At 68.4% G+C, this 14,822-nt stretch carries 11 protein-coding genes; 10 read left to right on the top strand and 1 reads right to left on the bottom strand.

Annotation, left to right across the window (positions count from 1 at the left end):
* Positions 1-60: 60 nt before the first annotated feature.
* Both eccB and eccCa read left to right on the top strand, forming a co-directional pair.
* On the top strand, positions 61-1,581 hold the full coding sequence (eccB, locus tag AC5Y5E_RS26760; RefSeq protein ID WP_499906443.1) for a type VII secretion protein EccB: 1,521 nt from the start codon (positions 61-63) through the stop codon (positions 1,579-1,581).
* Positions 1,578-5,753, top strand: coding sequence for a type VII secretion protein EccCa (gene eccCa / locus AC5Y5E_RS26755; RefSeq protein ID WP_499906441.1), 4,176 nt, complete (start codon positions 1,578-1,580; stop codon positions 5,751-5,753). Before eccB ends, eccCa begins: the two co-directional genes overlap by 4 nt.
* A 40-nt stretch (positions 5,754-5,793) precedes the next feature.
* On the opposite strand, the gene AC5Y5E_RS26750 is transcribed toward eccCa, so the two are convergent.
* Positions 5,794-6,969, bottom strand: a complete 1,176-nt coding sequence (locus AC5Y5E_RS26750; RefSeq protein WP_499906439.1) for a cytochrome P450 — start codon at positions 6,967-6,969, stop codon at positions 5,794-5,796.
* Between the two features lie 232 nt (positions 6,970-7,201).
* Between AC5Y5E_RS26750 and fdxE the strand changes: the two genes are divergently transcribed.
* From fdxE to AC5Y5E_RS26710, 8 genes are all read left to right on the top strand, one after another.
* Positions 7,202-7,396 (top strand): ferredoxin FdxE, encoded by a 195-nt coding sequence (gene fdxE, locus AC5Y5E_RS26745; protein WP_499906437.1) that lies wholly within the window; start codon positions 7,202-7,204, stop codon positions 7,394-7,396.
* A 420-nt stretch (positions 7,397-7,816) separates the two neighbouring features.
* Positions 7,817-9,055 carry a PPE family protein gene (locus AC5Y5E_RS26740; RefSeq protein WP_499906436.1) on the top strand — a complete coding sequence of 413 codons (1,239 nt, stop codon included), beginning with the start codon at positions 7,817-7,819 and terminating at the stop codon, positions 9,053-9,055.
* A gap of 170 nt (positions 9,056-9,225) precedes the next feature.
* Positions 9,226-9,525, top strand: a complete 300-nt coding sequence (locus AC5Y5E_RS26735) for a PE family protein (protein ID WP_499906434.1) — start codon at positions 9,226-9,228, stop codon at positions 9,523-9,525.
* A 9-nt stretch (positions 9,526-9,534) separates the two neighbouring features.
* A complete protein-coding gene (locus tag AC5Y5E_RS26730) occupies positions 9,535-10,740 on the top strand; it encodes a PPE family protein (protein ID WP_499906432.1) in 1,206 nt (401 codons plus the stop codon).
* A gap of 476 nt (positions 10,741-11,216) precedes the next feature.
* Positions 11,217-12,434, top strand: coding sequence for a PPE family protein (locus tag AC5Y5E_RS26725; protein ID WP_499906430.1), 1,218 nt, complete (start codon positions 11,217-11,219; stop codon positions 12,432-12,434).
* A gap of 51 nt (positions 12,435-12,485) precedes the next feature.
* Positions 12,486-13,715: a PPE family protein gene (locus AC5Y5E_RS26720; protein WP_499906428.1), complete on the top strand. Its 1,230-nt coding sequence runs from the start codon at positions 12,486-12,488 to the stop codon at positions 13,713-13,715.
* 320 nt (positions 13,716-14,035) lie between these two features.
* The gene (locus tag AC5Y5E_RS26715) at positions 14,036-14,335 is read left to right on the top strand and encodes a PE family protein (protein ID WP_066912455.1); all 300 of its coding nucleotides are present in this window, start codon (positions 14,036-14,038) and stop codon (positions 14,333-14,335) included.
* A gap of 233 nt (positions 14,336-14,568) precedes the next feature.
* The coding region (locus AC5Y5E_RS26710; RefSeq protein WP_499906426.1) for a WXG100 family type VII secretion target at positions 14,569-14,822 on the top strand (254 nt) is incomplete at its 3' end.

The following is a 14,822-nucleotide window of genomic DNA, read 5'->3' as shown; positions in this document are numbered from 1 at the left end:
GCCCGGATATTTTTCAAGGACAGTGTCCAGGCGTTCTAGCAGACCGGATGGTGAATTAGCGTGGCGGAAGAAAGTCGCGGGCAGCGCGGGACGGGATACGGCCTTGGGTTGTCGACCAAGACCCAGGTGACCGGCTACCAGTTCCTGGCTCGGCGAACCTCGATGGCGCTGACCCGCTGGCGGGTCCGCATGGAGATCGAGCCCGGGCGGCGCCAGACGCTGGCCCTGGTGGCCTCGGTCTCCGCCGGCCTGGTGATCTGCCTGGGCGCGTTGTTGTGGTCGTTCATCAGCCCGTCCGGCCAGATCAACGAGTCGCCGATCATCGCCGACCGCGACTCCGGCGCCCTCTACGTCCGCGTCGGTGACAAGTTGTACCCGGCGCTGAACCTGGCGTCGGCGCGGCTGATCACCGGGCGGCCCGACAATCCGCACCTGGTTCGGGGGAGCCAGATCGCGAACCTGCCGCGCGGGCCCCTGGTCGGCATCCCGGGTGCGCCGTCGAACTTCGCCCCCAAGACACCGACCGCGTCGTCATGGCTGGTGTGCGACACGGTGGCCGGCTCGACCGGGGTCGGGGCGCCGTCCGGGGTGACGGTGACGGTGATCGACGGGACCCCGGACCTCAGCGGCCACCGGCAGGTCCTGAACGGCTCGGACGCCGTGGTGCTCCGCTACGGCGACGACGCGTGGGTGGTCCGGCAGGGCCGGCGGTCGAAGATCGACGCGATGAACCGCTCGGTGCTGTTGCCGCTGGGCTTGACCCCGGAGCAGGTCAGCATGGCCAAGCCGATGAGCCGCGCCCTGTACGACGCGCTGCCGGTGGGGCCCGAGCTGACGGTGCCGGAGATACCGAACGCGGGCACCCCGGCGACGTTCGCCAGCGCGCCCGGCCCGGTGGGGACGGTGATCGTCACCCCGCAAATCAGTGGGCCGCAACAGTATTCGCTGGTGTTGGCCGACGGCGTGCAGACGCTGCCGCCGTTGGTGGCGCAGATCCTGCAGAACGCCGGCGGCCCCGGCAACAACAAGCCGGTCACGGTGGAGCCGTCGGCCCTGGCGAAGATGCCGGTGGTCAACAAGCTGGACCTGTCGTCGTATCCCGACAACCCGCTCAACGTGATGGATATGCGGGAGAACCCGGCGACCTGCTGGTGGTGGCAGAAGACCTCCGGTGAGAACCGGGCCCGCATCCAGGTCATCTCCGGGTCGACCATCCCCGTCGCGTCCAAGGAGATGAGCAAGGTCGTGTCGCTGGTGAAGGCCGACACCACCGGCCGCGAGGCCGACCAGGTGTATTTCGGCCCCGATCACGCCAACTTCGTGGCCGTCACCGGCAACGACCCCGGCGCCAAGACCACCGAATCGCTGTGGTGGCTGACCGACGCCGGCGCGCGGTTCGGGGTGGACGACACCCGCGAGGCCCGAGAGGCGCTCGGCCTGAAGACCGCGCCGAGCCTGGCGCCGTGGGTGGCGCTGCGGCTGCTGCCACAGGGCCCGACGCTCTCCCGGGCGGACGCCTTGGTGGAGCACGACACCTTACCGATGGACATGTCCCCTGCAGAGTTGGTGGTACCCCGATGAAACGTGGATTCGCGCGCCCGACACCGGAAAAGCCGCCGGTCATCAAGCCGGAGAACATCGTCCTACCGACCCCGCTGAGCATTCCCCCGCCGGAGGGCAAGCCCTGGTGGATCGTGGTGGTCGGCGTCGTGGTGATCGGCCTTCTGGGCGGCATGATTGCCATGACCTTCGCCAGCGGCTCGCACGTGTTCGGCGGCGTCGGCGCGATCTTCCCGATCTTCATGATCGGCGGCATGGCGATGATGATGTTCGGCGGCCGGTTCGGCGGCCAGCAGCAGATGAGCCGGCCGAAGCTGGACGCGATGCGCGCCCAGTTCATGTTGATGCTCGACATGCTGCGCGAGACCGCCCACGAGTCGGCCGACAGCATGGACGCCAACTACCGCTGGTTCCACCCGGCGCCCGACACGCTGCCCGCCGCGGTGGGCTCGTCGCGGATGTGGGAGCGCAAGCCGGACGGCAAGGACCTCAACTTCGGTGTCGTCCGGGTCGGCGTGGGCATGACGCGTCCCGAGGTGACCTGGGGTGAGCCCCAGAACATGCCGACCGACATCGAGCTCGAGCCGGTGACCGGTAAGGCGCTGCAGGAATTCGGCCGCTACCAGAGCGTCGTCTACAACCTGCCGAAGATGATCTCCCTGCTGGTCGAACCCTGGTACTCGCTGATCGGGGAACGCGAGCAGGTGCTGGGCCTGATGCGGGCGATCGTGTGCCAGCTGGCGTTCTCGCACGGCCCCGACCACGTCCAGATGGTCGTCGTCAGTTCGGACCTGGAGCAATGGGATTGGGTGAAGTGGCTGCCACACTTCGGTGACTCGCGGCGCCATGACGCGGCGGGCAACGCGCGGATGGTCTACAGCTCGGTGCGGGAGTTCGCCGCGGAGCAGGCCGAATTGTTCGCCGGCCGTGGCTCTTTCACGCCCCGGCACGCCAGCTCGTCGGCGCAGACCCCGACGCCGCACACGGTGATCATCGCCGACGTCGAGGACCCGCAGTGGGAGTTCGTGATCAGCGCCGAGGGCATCGACGGCGTGACGTTCTTCGACCTGACCGGCTCGTCGATGTGGGCGGCCGTGCCCGAGCGGACGCTGCGGTTCGACGAGCGGGGCGTGATCGAGGCCCTGCCGCGCGACCGCGACACCTGGATGGTCATCGACGAGAAGCCGTGGTTCTTCGCGCTCACCGACCACCTCAGCATCGAGGAGTCCGAGGAGTTCGCCCAGAAGCTGGCGCGCTGGCGGCTGGCCGAGGCGTACGAAGAGATCGGCCAGCGGGTGGCCCACATCGGCGCCCGGGACGTCCTGGCGTACTACGGCATTGACGATCCGTCCGACATCGACTTCGACGCGCTGTGGGGCAGCCGCACCGACGCGATGGGCCGGTCGCGCCTGCGCGCGCCCTTCGGCAACCGTTCCGACAACGGCGAATTGCTGTTCCTGGACATGAAGTCGCTGGACGAAGGCGGCGACGGCCCGCACGGGGTCATGTCCGGCACGACGGGTTCGGGTAAGTCGACGCTGGTGCGAACCGTGATCGAATCGCTGATGCTCGGGCACCCGCCGGAGGAGCTGCAGTTCGTGCTGGCCGACCTCAAGGGTGGTTCGGCGGTCAAGCCGTTCTCCGGTGTGCCGCACGTGTCGCGCATCATCACCGACCTGGAAGAGGACCAGGCGCTGATGGAGCGCTTCCTGGACGCGCTGTGGGGCGAGATCGCGCGCCGCAAGACGATATGCGACAGCGCCGGGGTCGACGACGCCAAGGAATACAACAGCGTGCGCTCCCGGATGCGGGCCCGCGGCCAGGACATGCCGCCGCTGCCGATGCTGGTGGTCGTCATCGACGAGTTCTACGAGTGGTTCCGCATCATGCCGACGGCGGTCGACGTGCTGGACTCGATCGGACGGCAGGGCCGCGCCTACTGGATCCACCTGATGATGGCCTCGCAGACGATCGAGAGCCGCGCGGAAAAGCTCATGGAGAACATGGGTTACCGGTTGGTGCTGAAGGCGCGCACCGCCGGCGCGGCGCAGGCGGCCGGCGTGCCCAACGCGGTGAACCTGCCGGCCCAGGCTGGTCTGGGTTATTTCCGCCGCAGCCTCGAGGACATCGTCCGGTTCCAGGCCGAGTTCCTGTGGCGGGACTACATCTCGCCCGGGCTCACCATCGACGGCGAGGTGGCCCCGGCGTTGGTGCACAGCATCGATTACGTTCGCCCGCAACTGTTCACCAACTCGTTCACCCCGCTCGAGGTGAGCGTCGGGGGACCGAGCATCGAGTCGGTTCACTCGAACGGCTCGAACGGTGAGCTGCTGCCCGCCGAGCTGGCGGAAGCCGAGGGCGAGGACGACGAGGGCGTCCGGACGCCCAAGGTCGGCACGGTGATCATCGATCAGCTGCGCAGGATCGACTTCGAGCCCTACCGGTTGTGGCAGCCACCGCTCAACTCGCCGGTGGCCATCGATGAGCTCGTCAACCGATTCATCGGCCGCCAGTGGCAGCAGGACTACGGCACGGAGCAGAACCTGGTGTTCCCGATCGGGATCATCGACCGGCCCTTCAAGCACGACCAGCCGCCGTGGACGGTCGATACCTCCGGGCCCGGCGCCAACGTGCTGATCCTCGGGGCCGGCGGTTCGGGTAAGACGACGGCGCTGCAGACGCTGATCTGCTCGGCGGCGCTGACCCACACGCCCGAGCAGGTCCAGTTCTACTGCCTGGCCTACAGCGGCACCGCGCTGACCACGGTGGCCCGCCTGCCCCACGTGGGTGAGGTGGCCGGCCCCACCGATCCGTACGGCGTGCGCCGCACGGTGGCCGAGCTGTTGGCGCTGGTTCGGGAGCGCAAGCGCAGCTTCCTCGAATACGGGATCGCCTCGATGGACGTGTTCCGGCGCCGCAAGTTCGGCGGCGAGGCCGGGCCGGTGCCCAACGACGGGTTCGGCGACGTCTACCTGGTGATCGACAACTACCGGGCGCTGGCCGAGGAAAACGAGGTGCTGATCGAGCAGGTGAACCTGATCATCAACCAGGGACCCTCGTTCGGTGTGCACGTGATCGTCACCGCGGACCGCGAGTCGGAGCTGCGGCCGCCGGTGCGTAGCGGTTTCGGTTCCCGCGTCGAGTTGCGCTTGGCCGCGGTCGAGGACGCGAAGCTGGTGCGTTCCCGGTTCGCCAAGGAAGTTCCGGTCAAGCCGGGACGCGGCATGGTCGCGGTCAACTACGTCCGCCTCGACGCCGACCCGCAGGCGGGTCTGCACACGCTGGTGGCGCGGCCCGCGCTGGCCAGCACGCCGGACAACGTGTTCGCGTCGGACAGCATCGTCGAGGCGGTCGGCCGCCTCGCGAGCGGCCAGGCCCCGCCGATCCGCCGCCTGCCCGCGCGCTTCGGCGTCGAGCAGGTGCGCGAACTGGCCGCCCGCGACACCCGTCAGGGGGTCGGTGCCGGCGGAATCGTCTGGGCCATATCGGAATTGGACCTCGCGCCGGTCTATCTGAACTTCGCCGAGAACGCGCACCTGATGGTGACCGGCCGACGCGAATGTGGTCGCACCACGACGCTGGCGACGATCATGTCGGAGATCGGGCGGCTCTACGCGCCCGGCGCCAGCAGCGCGCCGCCGCCACCGGCCGGGCGGCCCTCCGCCCAGGTGTGGCTGGTCGACCCGCGCCGTCAGCTCCTGACGGTGCTGGGCTCGGAGTACGTGGAGAAGTTCGCGTACAACCTGGACGGCGTGCAGGCGATGATGAACGACATGTCCGCCCTGCTGGCCAGCCGCGAACCACCACCGGGCCTGTCGGCGGAGGAGCTGTTGTCGCACTCCTGGTGGAGCGGCCCGGAGATCTTCCTCATCGTCGACGACATCCAGCAGATGCCGGCCGGTTTCGACTCGCCACTGCACAAGGCCGCCGCCTGGGTGACCCGGGCCGCCGATGTGGGCCTGCACGTGATCGTCACCCGCACGTTCGGTGGTTGGTCGTCGGCGGGCAGCGATCCGATGCTGCGGGCACTGCACCAGGCCAACGCGCCGCTGCTGGTGATGGACGCCGACCCCGACGAGGGCTTCATCCGCGGCAAGATGAAGGGCGGCCCGCTGCCCCGCGGCCGCGGCCTGCTGATGGCCGAGGACACCGGCGTGTTCGTCCAGGTGGCCGCCACCGAGTTCCGCAAGTAGGGACCGCTCGGAGAAGTAGCCGTTGCGCTGGGGCTGGGGTTCAGCCCCAGCGCAACGGTAATGTCTTGAGCGCGAAGGTCTTTGAGGGGAACTTGATCTCGGGCTGGTAATCCTCGGGCACGTCGAAGTCCGGGATCTGTTTGAGCCACTCCGCGACGATGATGGTCAGCTCGATGCGGGCCAGGTGCGAACCCAGGCAGCGGTGCGGTCCGCCGCCGAATCCCCAGTGCCGATGCACCTTGCCGTCCAGGAACAGCTCATCGGTGGACATCGCGTCGGTGCCATCGCGGTTCACCGCGGCCATGCACAGCCGCACCGGCGTGCCGGCGGGCAGCATCATGCCCCCGACATTGACGATCTCGGTCGTGACCCGGGGCGCCACCGGCGCCGACGGCTCCAACCGCACGATCTCCTCGATGAAAACCCGGATCTGCCGGGGATTGTCGCGCAGCGCGGCGCGCAGCTCCGGCCTGCGCGCCAGTTCGTAGAGCGAAAACCCGATGGACGCGGTCACCGTGTCCAGGCCGGCGAGGATCAGCAGGTGGCTCATGCCCAGCAGCTCGAGATCGGTGAAGTCGCCCTCGCCGGTCATCACCCGCGACAACATGTCGGACCCCGGGTTCTCCCGGCGCTTTTTGATCGCGTCGGTGAGATAGGCCAACAGCAGGTGCGCCTTTTCGTGGTCCTCCTTCGTCATGTAGGGCTTGTCCCCGATGACGGAGTCCTTCCAATCGATGACGAGGTCGCGGTCCTCGACCGGCAATCCGTAGAGATCCAGGAAAACCTGAAAGGGGTAGAGCCGCGCGAAATCCGCCATCACGTCGCACTTGCCCTGTTCGGCCAGCGCGGCGATCATCTCGGCGGCGTGCCGCTGCAGCACCGGCCGCGACGCGCTCAACCCCTGCGGGCTGAAGTACGGCTGCAGGATCTTTCGGTAGCGGGTGTGCTCCGGCGGGTCGAACGCCAGCGGCACCACCGGCAACGGGCTGCCCGGGGGTTGCAGCGCCAGCCGCGACGAGAACACCTTGGGATTGCGCAGCGCGGCGAGCACGTCCTCGCGTCGTGTCAGGTAGTAGTGGCCGTTCATGAACACCACCGGCCCGGCGTCGCGCAGGGTCTTCCATCCAACACCGCGGTCGGCGGACATCGGCAACTTGGTGTATTCCAGCCGCGGCAGGTGGAAGGCGCCCGGCTGGCCTTCGCCGAGAGTGCTCATGGGCTCTGATCTCCGCTTGTCCGTTGAGTTTTCGTTGTCCGTCGAATTCGTGTCGTGCCGCCTTGTCGACGGCACCCCAATATCGCACGCGGGCCAGGGGCGCACCAATCGTGTCGGCCCCGATCGACGACCGTCTCCTAGACTTTATCGACCGGCTAATCTACGTATCGATTCGTCAGGTCCGTTCCGGGTTCTCGCGAAAGCCGCCGAAGGAAACGAAGAAGGAAACCTCGTGAAGGTTCGTCTCGAAACGTCCAAATGCGTTGGCCACGCCCAGTGCTACGCCGTCGACCCAAACCTTTTCCCCATCGATGAGTCGGGTTATTCGATCCTCGAGGAGCACGAGGTGAGGCCCGAGGACGAGCAGGTGACTCGCGACGGCGTGGCCTCCTGCCCGGAGATGGCGCTGATCCTCGAAGAGGACTAGCGGCGCAGCAAGCCCGACCGCTAGCCAAACGCGAGATGAACATTCGGTTGTCTCTGGTGAACCGGGGCTGGCCGGGAGTGAACATTGGTTGGCGGGGAATGAACAGTTGGCATCCTCGGGCGGCGGGCCAGGAACGAGCAGCTAATGTCTTTCGCGAGCGGCAGTTCGTGCACCAAAGAGCTGTCGCTCGGTTGCTGACAGCGGGGTAGTCGAGGCGGATTGTGCATGTCGTTCCTGACCGGAAATCCAGGCAATCCTGGTGGCGGAGCACTTGTCCGGGCAGTGGGAACGCGCGTCGCAGTGCGCGGACTATCCCGTCGAACGGGTTTGCTGGTCGACAAAGTCGTGACCGCGCCCACCATGGGTTGTACCTGACCGCGATGATCGCCGCCGCGATCATGGCCAACTGAGGAGGACACGGTGTTCGACTTCGGAGCGTTACCGCCCGAAATCAATTCCGGTCGGATGTATGCGGGCCCGGGGGCCGAGTCGATAATGGTCGCCGCGACGGCGTGGGACGAGTTGGCGGCGGAGCTGAGCACGGCTGCTTCCGGTTACGACTCGGTGATCAACGATTTGATCAGCGCGCCCTGGGTTGGGCCCTCGTCGACGGCGATGGTCAACGCGGTGGTGCCCTACGTGAGCTGGCTCAGCTCGGCCGCCGGTCTGGCGGAGGACAGCGCCAGCCAGGCGCGGGCCGCGGCGGGCGCCTTCGAGGCGGCGTTCGCGATGACGGTGCCCCCGCCGGTGATCGTGGCCAACCGGGTGCAGCTGGCCACGCTGGTCGCGACAAATTTCTTCGGGCAGAACACGCCGGCGATCATGGCCACCGAGGCGCAATACATAGAGATGTGGGCGCAGGACGCCGCCGCCATGTACGGCTACGCCGCCTCGTCGGCGGCCGCCACGGTCTTGACCCCGTACCAGGCGCCGCCCAACACCAGCACCCCGAACGCGGCGGCCAACCAGGGCGCCGCCGTCGCGCAGGCCACCGCCCAGCCGGCCGCCAACTCCGCCAGCGTGGTGGATCAGATCGCGGCGATCCCGCAGGTGTTGCAGCAACTGGCGCTGCAGCAGCTGAACGGCTATCAGTTCACGACCTGGCCGTTCTCGATGCTGCAGAACCAGCTGAAAGATCTGCTCACCTATGGGCTTCCCTCCCCGAGCAACAACTGGTTCGGCATCACTCCGCCGCTGTTCAACTCGGCCAGGCAGACCCTGCAGGCCTACTTCGGTGTCGGGATTGGGAACTTCGGCTGGTCCTATGGCCAGCAGTTGACGTTCGGCGCTGGCACCACCGTCGGTGCGGCCGGTGGTTGGTTCCCGACCCCGCAATTCGCCGGGTTGCACCTGGGGGCGATCGGGGCGAGTTCAATCAGCGGCAACGGCGCAGGGTCGGTCCTGGCCAGCGCGGGCCAGGCCGGCAAGGTCGGAGCGTTGTCCGTGCCGGCCAACTGGGCCAACCCGACCGCGGAGGCCACCCTGGTCAGCGCCGTCAGCGAGGAGGCCCCGGGCAACGCCGGCGCCGCGCCCGGACCCAACGCCATCCTGCGCGGCATGCCGATGGGTGGCGTCGGACGGCGCAGCGCCGGATACGGCTACACCACCAAATACGGGTTCCGTTACAGCGTGCTGACCCGCCCGCCATCGGCCGGATGATCGAGAGGCCGCGAATGAACAACAGTTGTCCACCAATGAACAGTTGGCGCTAAGGAGGCGCGACCCGGAGGGATCCAATTAGTCTCACTAGCAAGCCATGTCTGAAGTAAATCTTCAGCAGCAAATCTTTCCTTAAGGTCATCGAGCCTGAAAGTTGAGGAGGAAACCACATGTCCTTTGTGACCACACAGCCAGAAGCGCTGGCGGCGGCCGCGGGCAGCCTGCAGGGTATCGGCTCGGCGTTGAGCGCCCAGAACGCTGCGGCAGCGGCCCCGACGACCGGCGTGGTGCCCGCTGCGGCCGATGAGGTCTCGGCGCTCACCGCGGCCCAGTTCGCCGCGCACGCCCAGATGTACCAGGCCGTCAGCGCGCAGGCGGCGGCGATTCATGACCAGTTCGTCAGCACCCTGGGCATCAGCTCGGGGTCGTACGCGGCGACCGAGGCGGCCAACGCGGCCGCGGCCGGCTAGGAGGCAGTGATGAGTGACTTGGGTATGTTGCCGCCGGAGGTCAGCTCCGCGATGATCTACGCGGGCCCGGGCTCCGGGTCGATGATGGCGGCGGCCGCGGCATGGAATGGGATTGCCGCCGAATTGACCTCGGCCGCGATGGGCTACGACCAGATCATCACCCAGCTGGCCGGCGAGGAGTGGATGGGGCCCGCATCGGCGTCGATGGCTTCGGCGGCGCAGCCCTACGTGCAGTGGATGACGACCACCGCAGGTCAGGCCGAGGAAGCCGCCGCCCAGGCCCAGAACGCCGCGGCGGCCTACGAGACCGTGCTCGCGTCGGTCGTGCCCCCGCCGCTGATCGCGCTCAACCGCACGGAGTTGTCGCAGGCTATGGCGACCAACATCCTGGGCCAGAACAACGGGATCATCTCGCAGCTCGAGGCCCAGTACCAGGAGTTCTGGGCGCAGAACTCCGCGGCGATGTACAACTACGCCGGCCAGTCCGCGGCCGCGGCCAAGGTGACGCCGTACCAGAACGCGCCGACGGTGGCCAACCCGGCCGCCGCCGCCGTCACGCAGTCCGCGGCGCCGGCCGCCTCGATCCAGCAGACCCTGCAGAGTTACCTCACGCAGATTCAGAGCTCGTTGGGCGCCCTCGCCACGCCCAGCTCGACGGTCTCGGCTGTGAACCAATTCGGGACCAACAACCCGTTGACCGAGCTCTGGTTCCTGATCAGCGGCCAGACGGTGCTCCCGTCCAACGTCGGGACGTTCCTGAGCGGCTACAACAACTTCTCGAGCTTCTTCTACAACACCGAGGGTCTGCCGTACTTCAGCGTCGGTATGGGCAACTTCGGTATCCAGATGGCCAAGACGCTGGGGGCGATCACCGGGCCCGCGGCGGCGGCGGCGGCCGTTCCGAAGGGCCTGCCCGGGCTGGGCGGCCTGCTCGGCGGTGGCGCCGGCGGGGCGGCGGCGCACCTGGGCAGCGCGACGTCGATCGGCAAGCTGTCGGTGCCGGTCTCGTGGACGGGCGCCACGGCCCCGACGGCGGCCGCGGCCCACGCGATTCCGGTCAGCAGCATCAGCGCAGCGCCGGAGGCGGCCGGGGGACCCGGCAACCTGCTCGGTGGCATGCCGCTGGCGGGCGTGGGCTCCGGTGCCGCCAACGGCGCCGGTCCGCGGTACGGGTTCCGTCCCACCGTCATGGCCCGGCCACCCCTGGGCGGGTAGCCGGCTTTCCAGCACAACTGGCGTCGTGGGCGCGGGCACAATTGCCTGCGCCCACGACGGCGTTTTGGGGTAAAACCCGACCGGGTCGACGCGCGAGCGCGCCCAGATCGCGGCGGGCCCGCCGCCCCGTTGATGCCCAATTCGGCGGCTTTATCTGCGGCCGGATTTTTACCCGGCCCGGCCGCTTTCGTCCCGCCGATCTCGCGGCAACCGGGCCGGCGTGGCGTGCGCGCCGGAAGCGGGTTCGGCGCATTGTCGCTACATTTTCGCAGCTAGCGGACGGTGCCTTCGCGCGTCCGCCGCTCACCGACCGAGGCCCGCGTCGATCCCGGACCATCGGGCGATCCGGCGTCGCTCCATGAGCCCGGCCACTTCGCTCGGCTCCGGGCGGGGATTGCCGGCCTTAGCCTCCACTCAAGCGAACAGCTGCCAGAACTTGCGGAGAAAACATGTCGTTTCGGCCCGGCGGTTCATAGGTGTTGGACTTCGGCGCGCTACCGCCAGAGATCAACTCGGCCCGGATGTATGCCGGCCCGGGGTCTGGCTCGATGATGGCCGCGGCTTCGGCCTGGGACGGGCTGGCCGCCGAGTTGAGTCTGGCGGCCACCGGCTACTCGTCGACCGTCACCGAGCTGACCGGCTCGCCGTGGCTGGGCCCGGCGTCGCGGGCCATGGTGGCCGCCGCGGCGCCCTACATCTCGTGGCTCGGCTCCGCGGCGGAGCTCGCCGAGGAGGCCGCGAACCAGGCCAGGGCCGCCGCGGCCGCCTTCGAAACCGCGTTTACGCTGACGGTGCCGCCACCGCTGATCGCGGCGAACCGTGTGTTGTTGGCGACGCTGGTGGCGACCAATTTCTTCGGACAGAACTTTCCGGCCATCGCGGCCACCGAGGCGCAGTACGCCGAGATGTGGGCCCAGGACGCCACGGCCATGTACGGCTACGCGGCCGCCTCGGCGGTCGCGACGCAGTTGACCCCGTTCGGCGAGCCGGCACAGGCCACCGACCAAGGCGGGCTGGCCGCCCAGGCGGCCGCGGTCAGCCAGGCCATCGCCACGCCGGTGGGCACCGGCGCCCCGGCGCTCGCGCTGACCCCCGACGCGGTTTCCATCACGTCGGTCTTCACGTCGATTAACCAAGCGCTGCAACAGCTTTCGGCTGGGGCGCTGGCCTCGCAGCTGAACCCGTACAACTGGTGGATCGTGCAGCAGGTCGTCGCCCTCAACGTGTCGAACCGAACCGCACTGTCTCGCATCACCGTGGGACTCGCCTACTTCTCCACCGGCATGACGAGCTTCCTCAGTTCGATCGCACAGCAGGTGACGTTCGGCCCCGGCGGGACGACGGCCGGCGCGCAGGGCGCCTGGTACGCGACCCCGCAGTTTGCCGGCCTGCACCTGGGCGCAGTCGGCAGCGGCGCCGCCGGCCATGGCGGGATCGCGGCGAATTTGTCCTCGGCGACCAAGATCGGCGGGTTGTCGGTGCCACAGGGTTGGGCCGGCTCTCCCGGCGCGGCCGAGGAATCGGCGACCCAGGCGATCGCCGTCGACTACGCCACCGACCCGCAGGGTGCGGGCAACGGGCTGCTGCGCGGCATGCCGATGGGCACCGGCAGCCGACGCTCGGGCTCGGCCTGGCCGCCCCGCGAATACGGATTCAAGCGCAGCGTGCTGGCACGCCCGCCATCCGCCGGATAACCAGCTGTATAGAGCGGCCACCGTGGCCGCGACTGATGAAGGAGTCAGGACATGGCAATCGATTTCGGTGCGTTACCGCCGGAGGTCAACTCGGCGCGCCTGTACGCCGGTGTGGGCTCGACACCGCTCGTGACCGCGGCCTCGGCCTGGAACTCGTTGGCCGCGGAGCTCACCGCGGCCGCCCTGGGCTACGAGAACGTGGTGACGCAGCTGGCCGGCGAGGAGTGGCTGGGGCCCGCCTCGGCGTCCATGGCCGCGGCGGTGCAACCGTATGTGGACTGGATGAGCACGACCGCCGCACAGGCCGAGCAGGCCGCCACGCAGGCCAGCGCGGCCGCGGCCGCCTACGAGGCGGCGTTCGCCGCGATCGTGCCCCCGCCGTTGATCGCGGCCAACCGAACCCAATTGGCGCAGGCGGTGTCGACCAACGTGCTGGGGCAGAACACCGGGATCATCGCGCAGCTGGAAGCCCAGTACGCCGAGTTCTGGGCCCAGGACGCCGCGACGATGTACGGCTACGCCGGCAACTCGGCGACGGCGTCGAACGTCACCCCATTCACCGCCGCACCCGCCATCGCCAATCCCGCCGCTTCGACCACCCAGGCGGCCGCGACGACCGCCGCAGCGACGACGTCGGTCGGCTCGATCCAGAACCAGATCAACGCCGCCATCAGCCAGATCACCGCGCAGCTGGCGAGCTTGGCGTCGCCGTTCTACACGCCACTCCAACAGGAATGGTGGTATCTGGCGTCGGGCAGCGGGCCGCTGTCCGCGGTGTGGCAGGTCTTGTTCGGGTCGCAGTCGTTCCCCGGCGCCAGCCTTTCCGCGTTCATGTCTGCGGTCTCGCCGTACGCGGGCGTCCTCTACAACACCGAGGGCCTGCCGTACTTCAGCATCGGTATGGGCAACTCCTTCACCCAGATCGCAAAGTCGACGGGGGCACTCACGGCGGCCGCGCCGGCCGCCGCGGCCGCCGTCCCCAAGGGCCTGCCCGGGCTCGGCGGGCTGCTCGGCGGCGGCGCCCCGCCGGTGGCGGCGCATCTGGGCAGCGCCACCTCGATCGGCAAGCTGTCCGTGCCAGCCTCCTGGTCCGGGCCGGTTTCAGCGCCCAGCCACGCGACGGCAATCCCGGTGAGCAACGTGCGGGAGGCACCCGACGCGGCGGCCGGAAACCTGCTGGGCGGCATGCCGCTGGCCGGCGCGGGCACCGGCGGAAGCGGAGCCGGCCCCCGGTACGGATTCCGGCCGACGGTGATGGCCCGCCCGCCCGCGGCGGGCTAGGTTGTGGACTCGGTGATGGGGCCGCGCAGGCATTTGCTCCGACGCGATTTCGCCGCATCGGTGATAAGCTCCATCCGTGCTGGCCAACCGGCCTTCAACGGCGACCCGTAGGGGTTCACCTTGTCGGTTTGCTGTGACGGTCCTGTGAACGCCAGCGGTAGGGGCCGGGCGCTGTTACTGTGTCGTTACTAAAAGTGAATTCGCCGTGCCATCCAGTGAACAATTGCGAACAGGTGGTCTCGGATTCAGCTTGAAACGGAAGTAATCATCTACTCTCTTGCACAGAGCAGTGCGGGGGACAATTTTTAGGAGGGAAAACCATGTCGTTCGTGACCACACAGCCTGAGGCTCTGGCCGCTGCGGCCGGGAGCCTGCAGGGGATCGGCTCGGCGTTGAGCGCTCAGAACGCGGCCGCGGCCGCCCCGACGACCGGTGTAGTGCCGGCGGCGGCCGACGAGGTGTCGGCCCTGACCGCGGCGCAGTTCGCCGCTCACGCGCAGATGTACCAGGCGGTCAGCGCCCAGGCCGCCGCGATTCACGAGCAGTTCGTCAGCACCCTGGGCATCAGCTCCGGGTCGTACGCCGCGACCGAAGCCGCCAACGCAGCGGCCGCCGGCTGATCAGGTTCAGCGGTTCTGCGAATGTCGGGTCTGACGGCTGGGCTGAGGCCCCGGGATCCGAGTTTTCAATCGCCGTGGCTGGGGTTGCACGTCCGTACGCCGGACGTGCCCCGGTCGACGGTATGGGGGGAAGTCTTTCTGCATGTGGCTCCGCGGCGCGCTGACGCGTAACCGTTGAGCCAGCGTCACTCACAACTGAAAACAAGTCACTCAGTATTAAGGAGAAAGCCAACATGGCAACACGTTTTATGACTGACCCGCATGAGATGCGGGCGATGGCGGGCCGGTTTGAGGTCCACGCGCAGACCGTTGAGGACGAGGCCCGCAAGATGTGGGCGTCGTCGATGAACATCGCCGGTGCCGGCTGGAGCGGCCAGGCCCAGGCGACCTCCTACGACACCATGGGTCAGATGAATCAGGCCTTCCGCAACATCGTGAACATGCTGCACGGTGTGCGCGACGGGCTGATCCGCGACGCGAACAACTA

This window comes from Mycobacterium sp. NGS54 (assembly GCF_059812465.1).
This window is presented reverse-complemented; position numbering and strand designations above follow the sequence as displayed.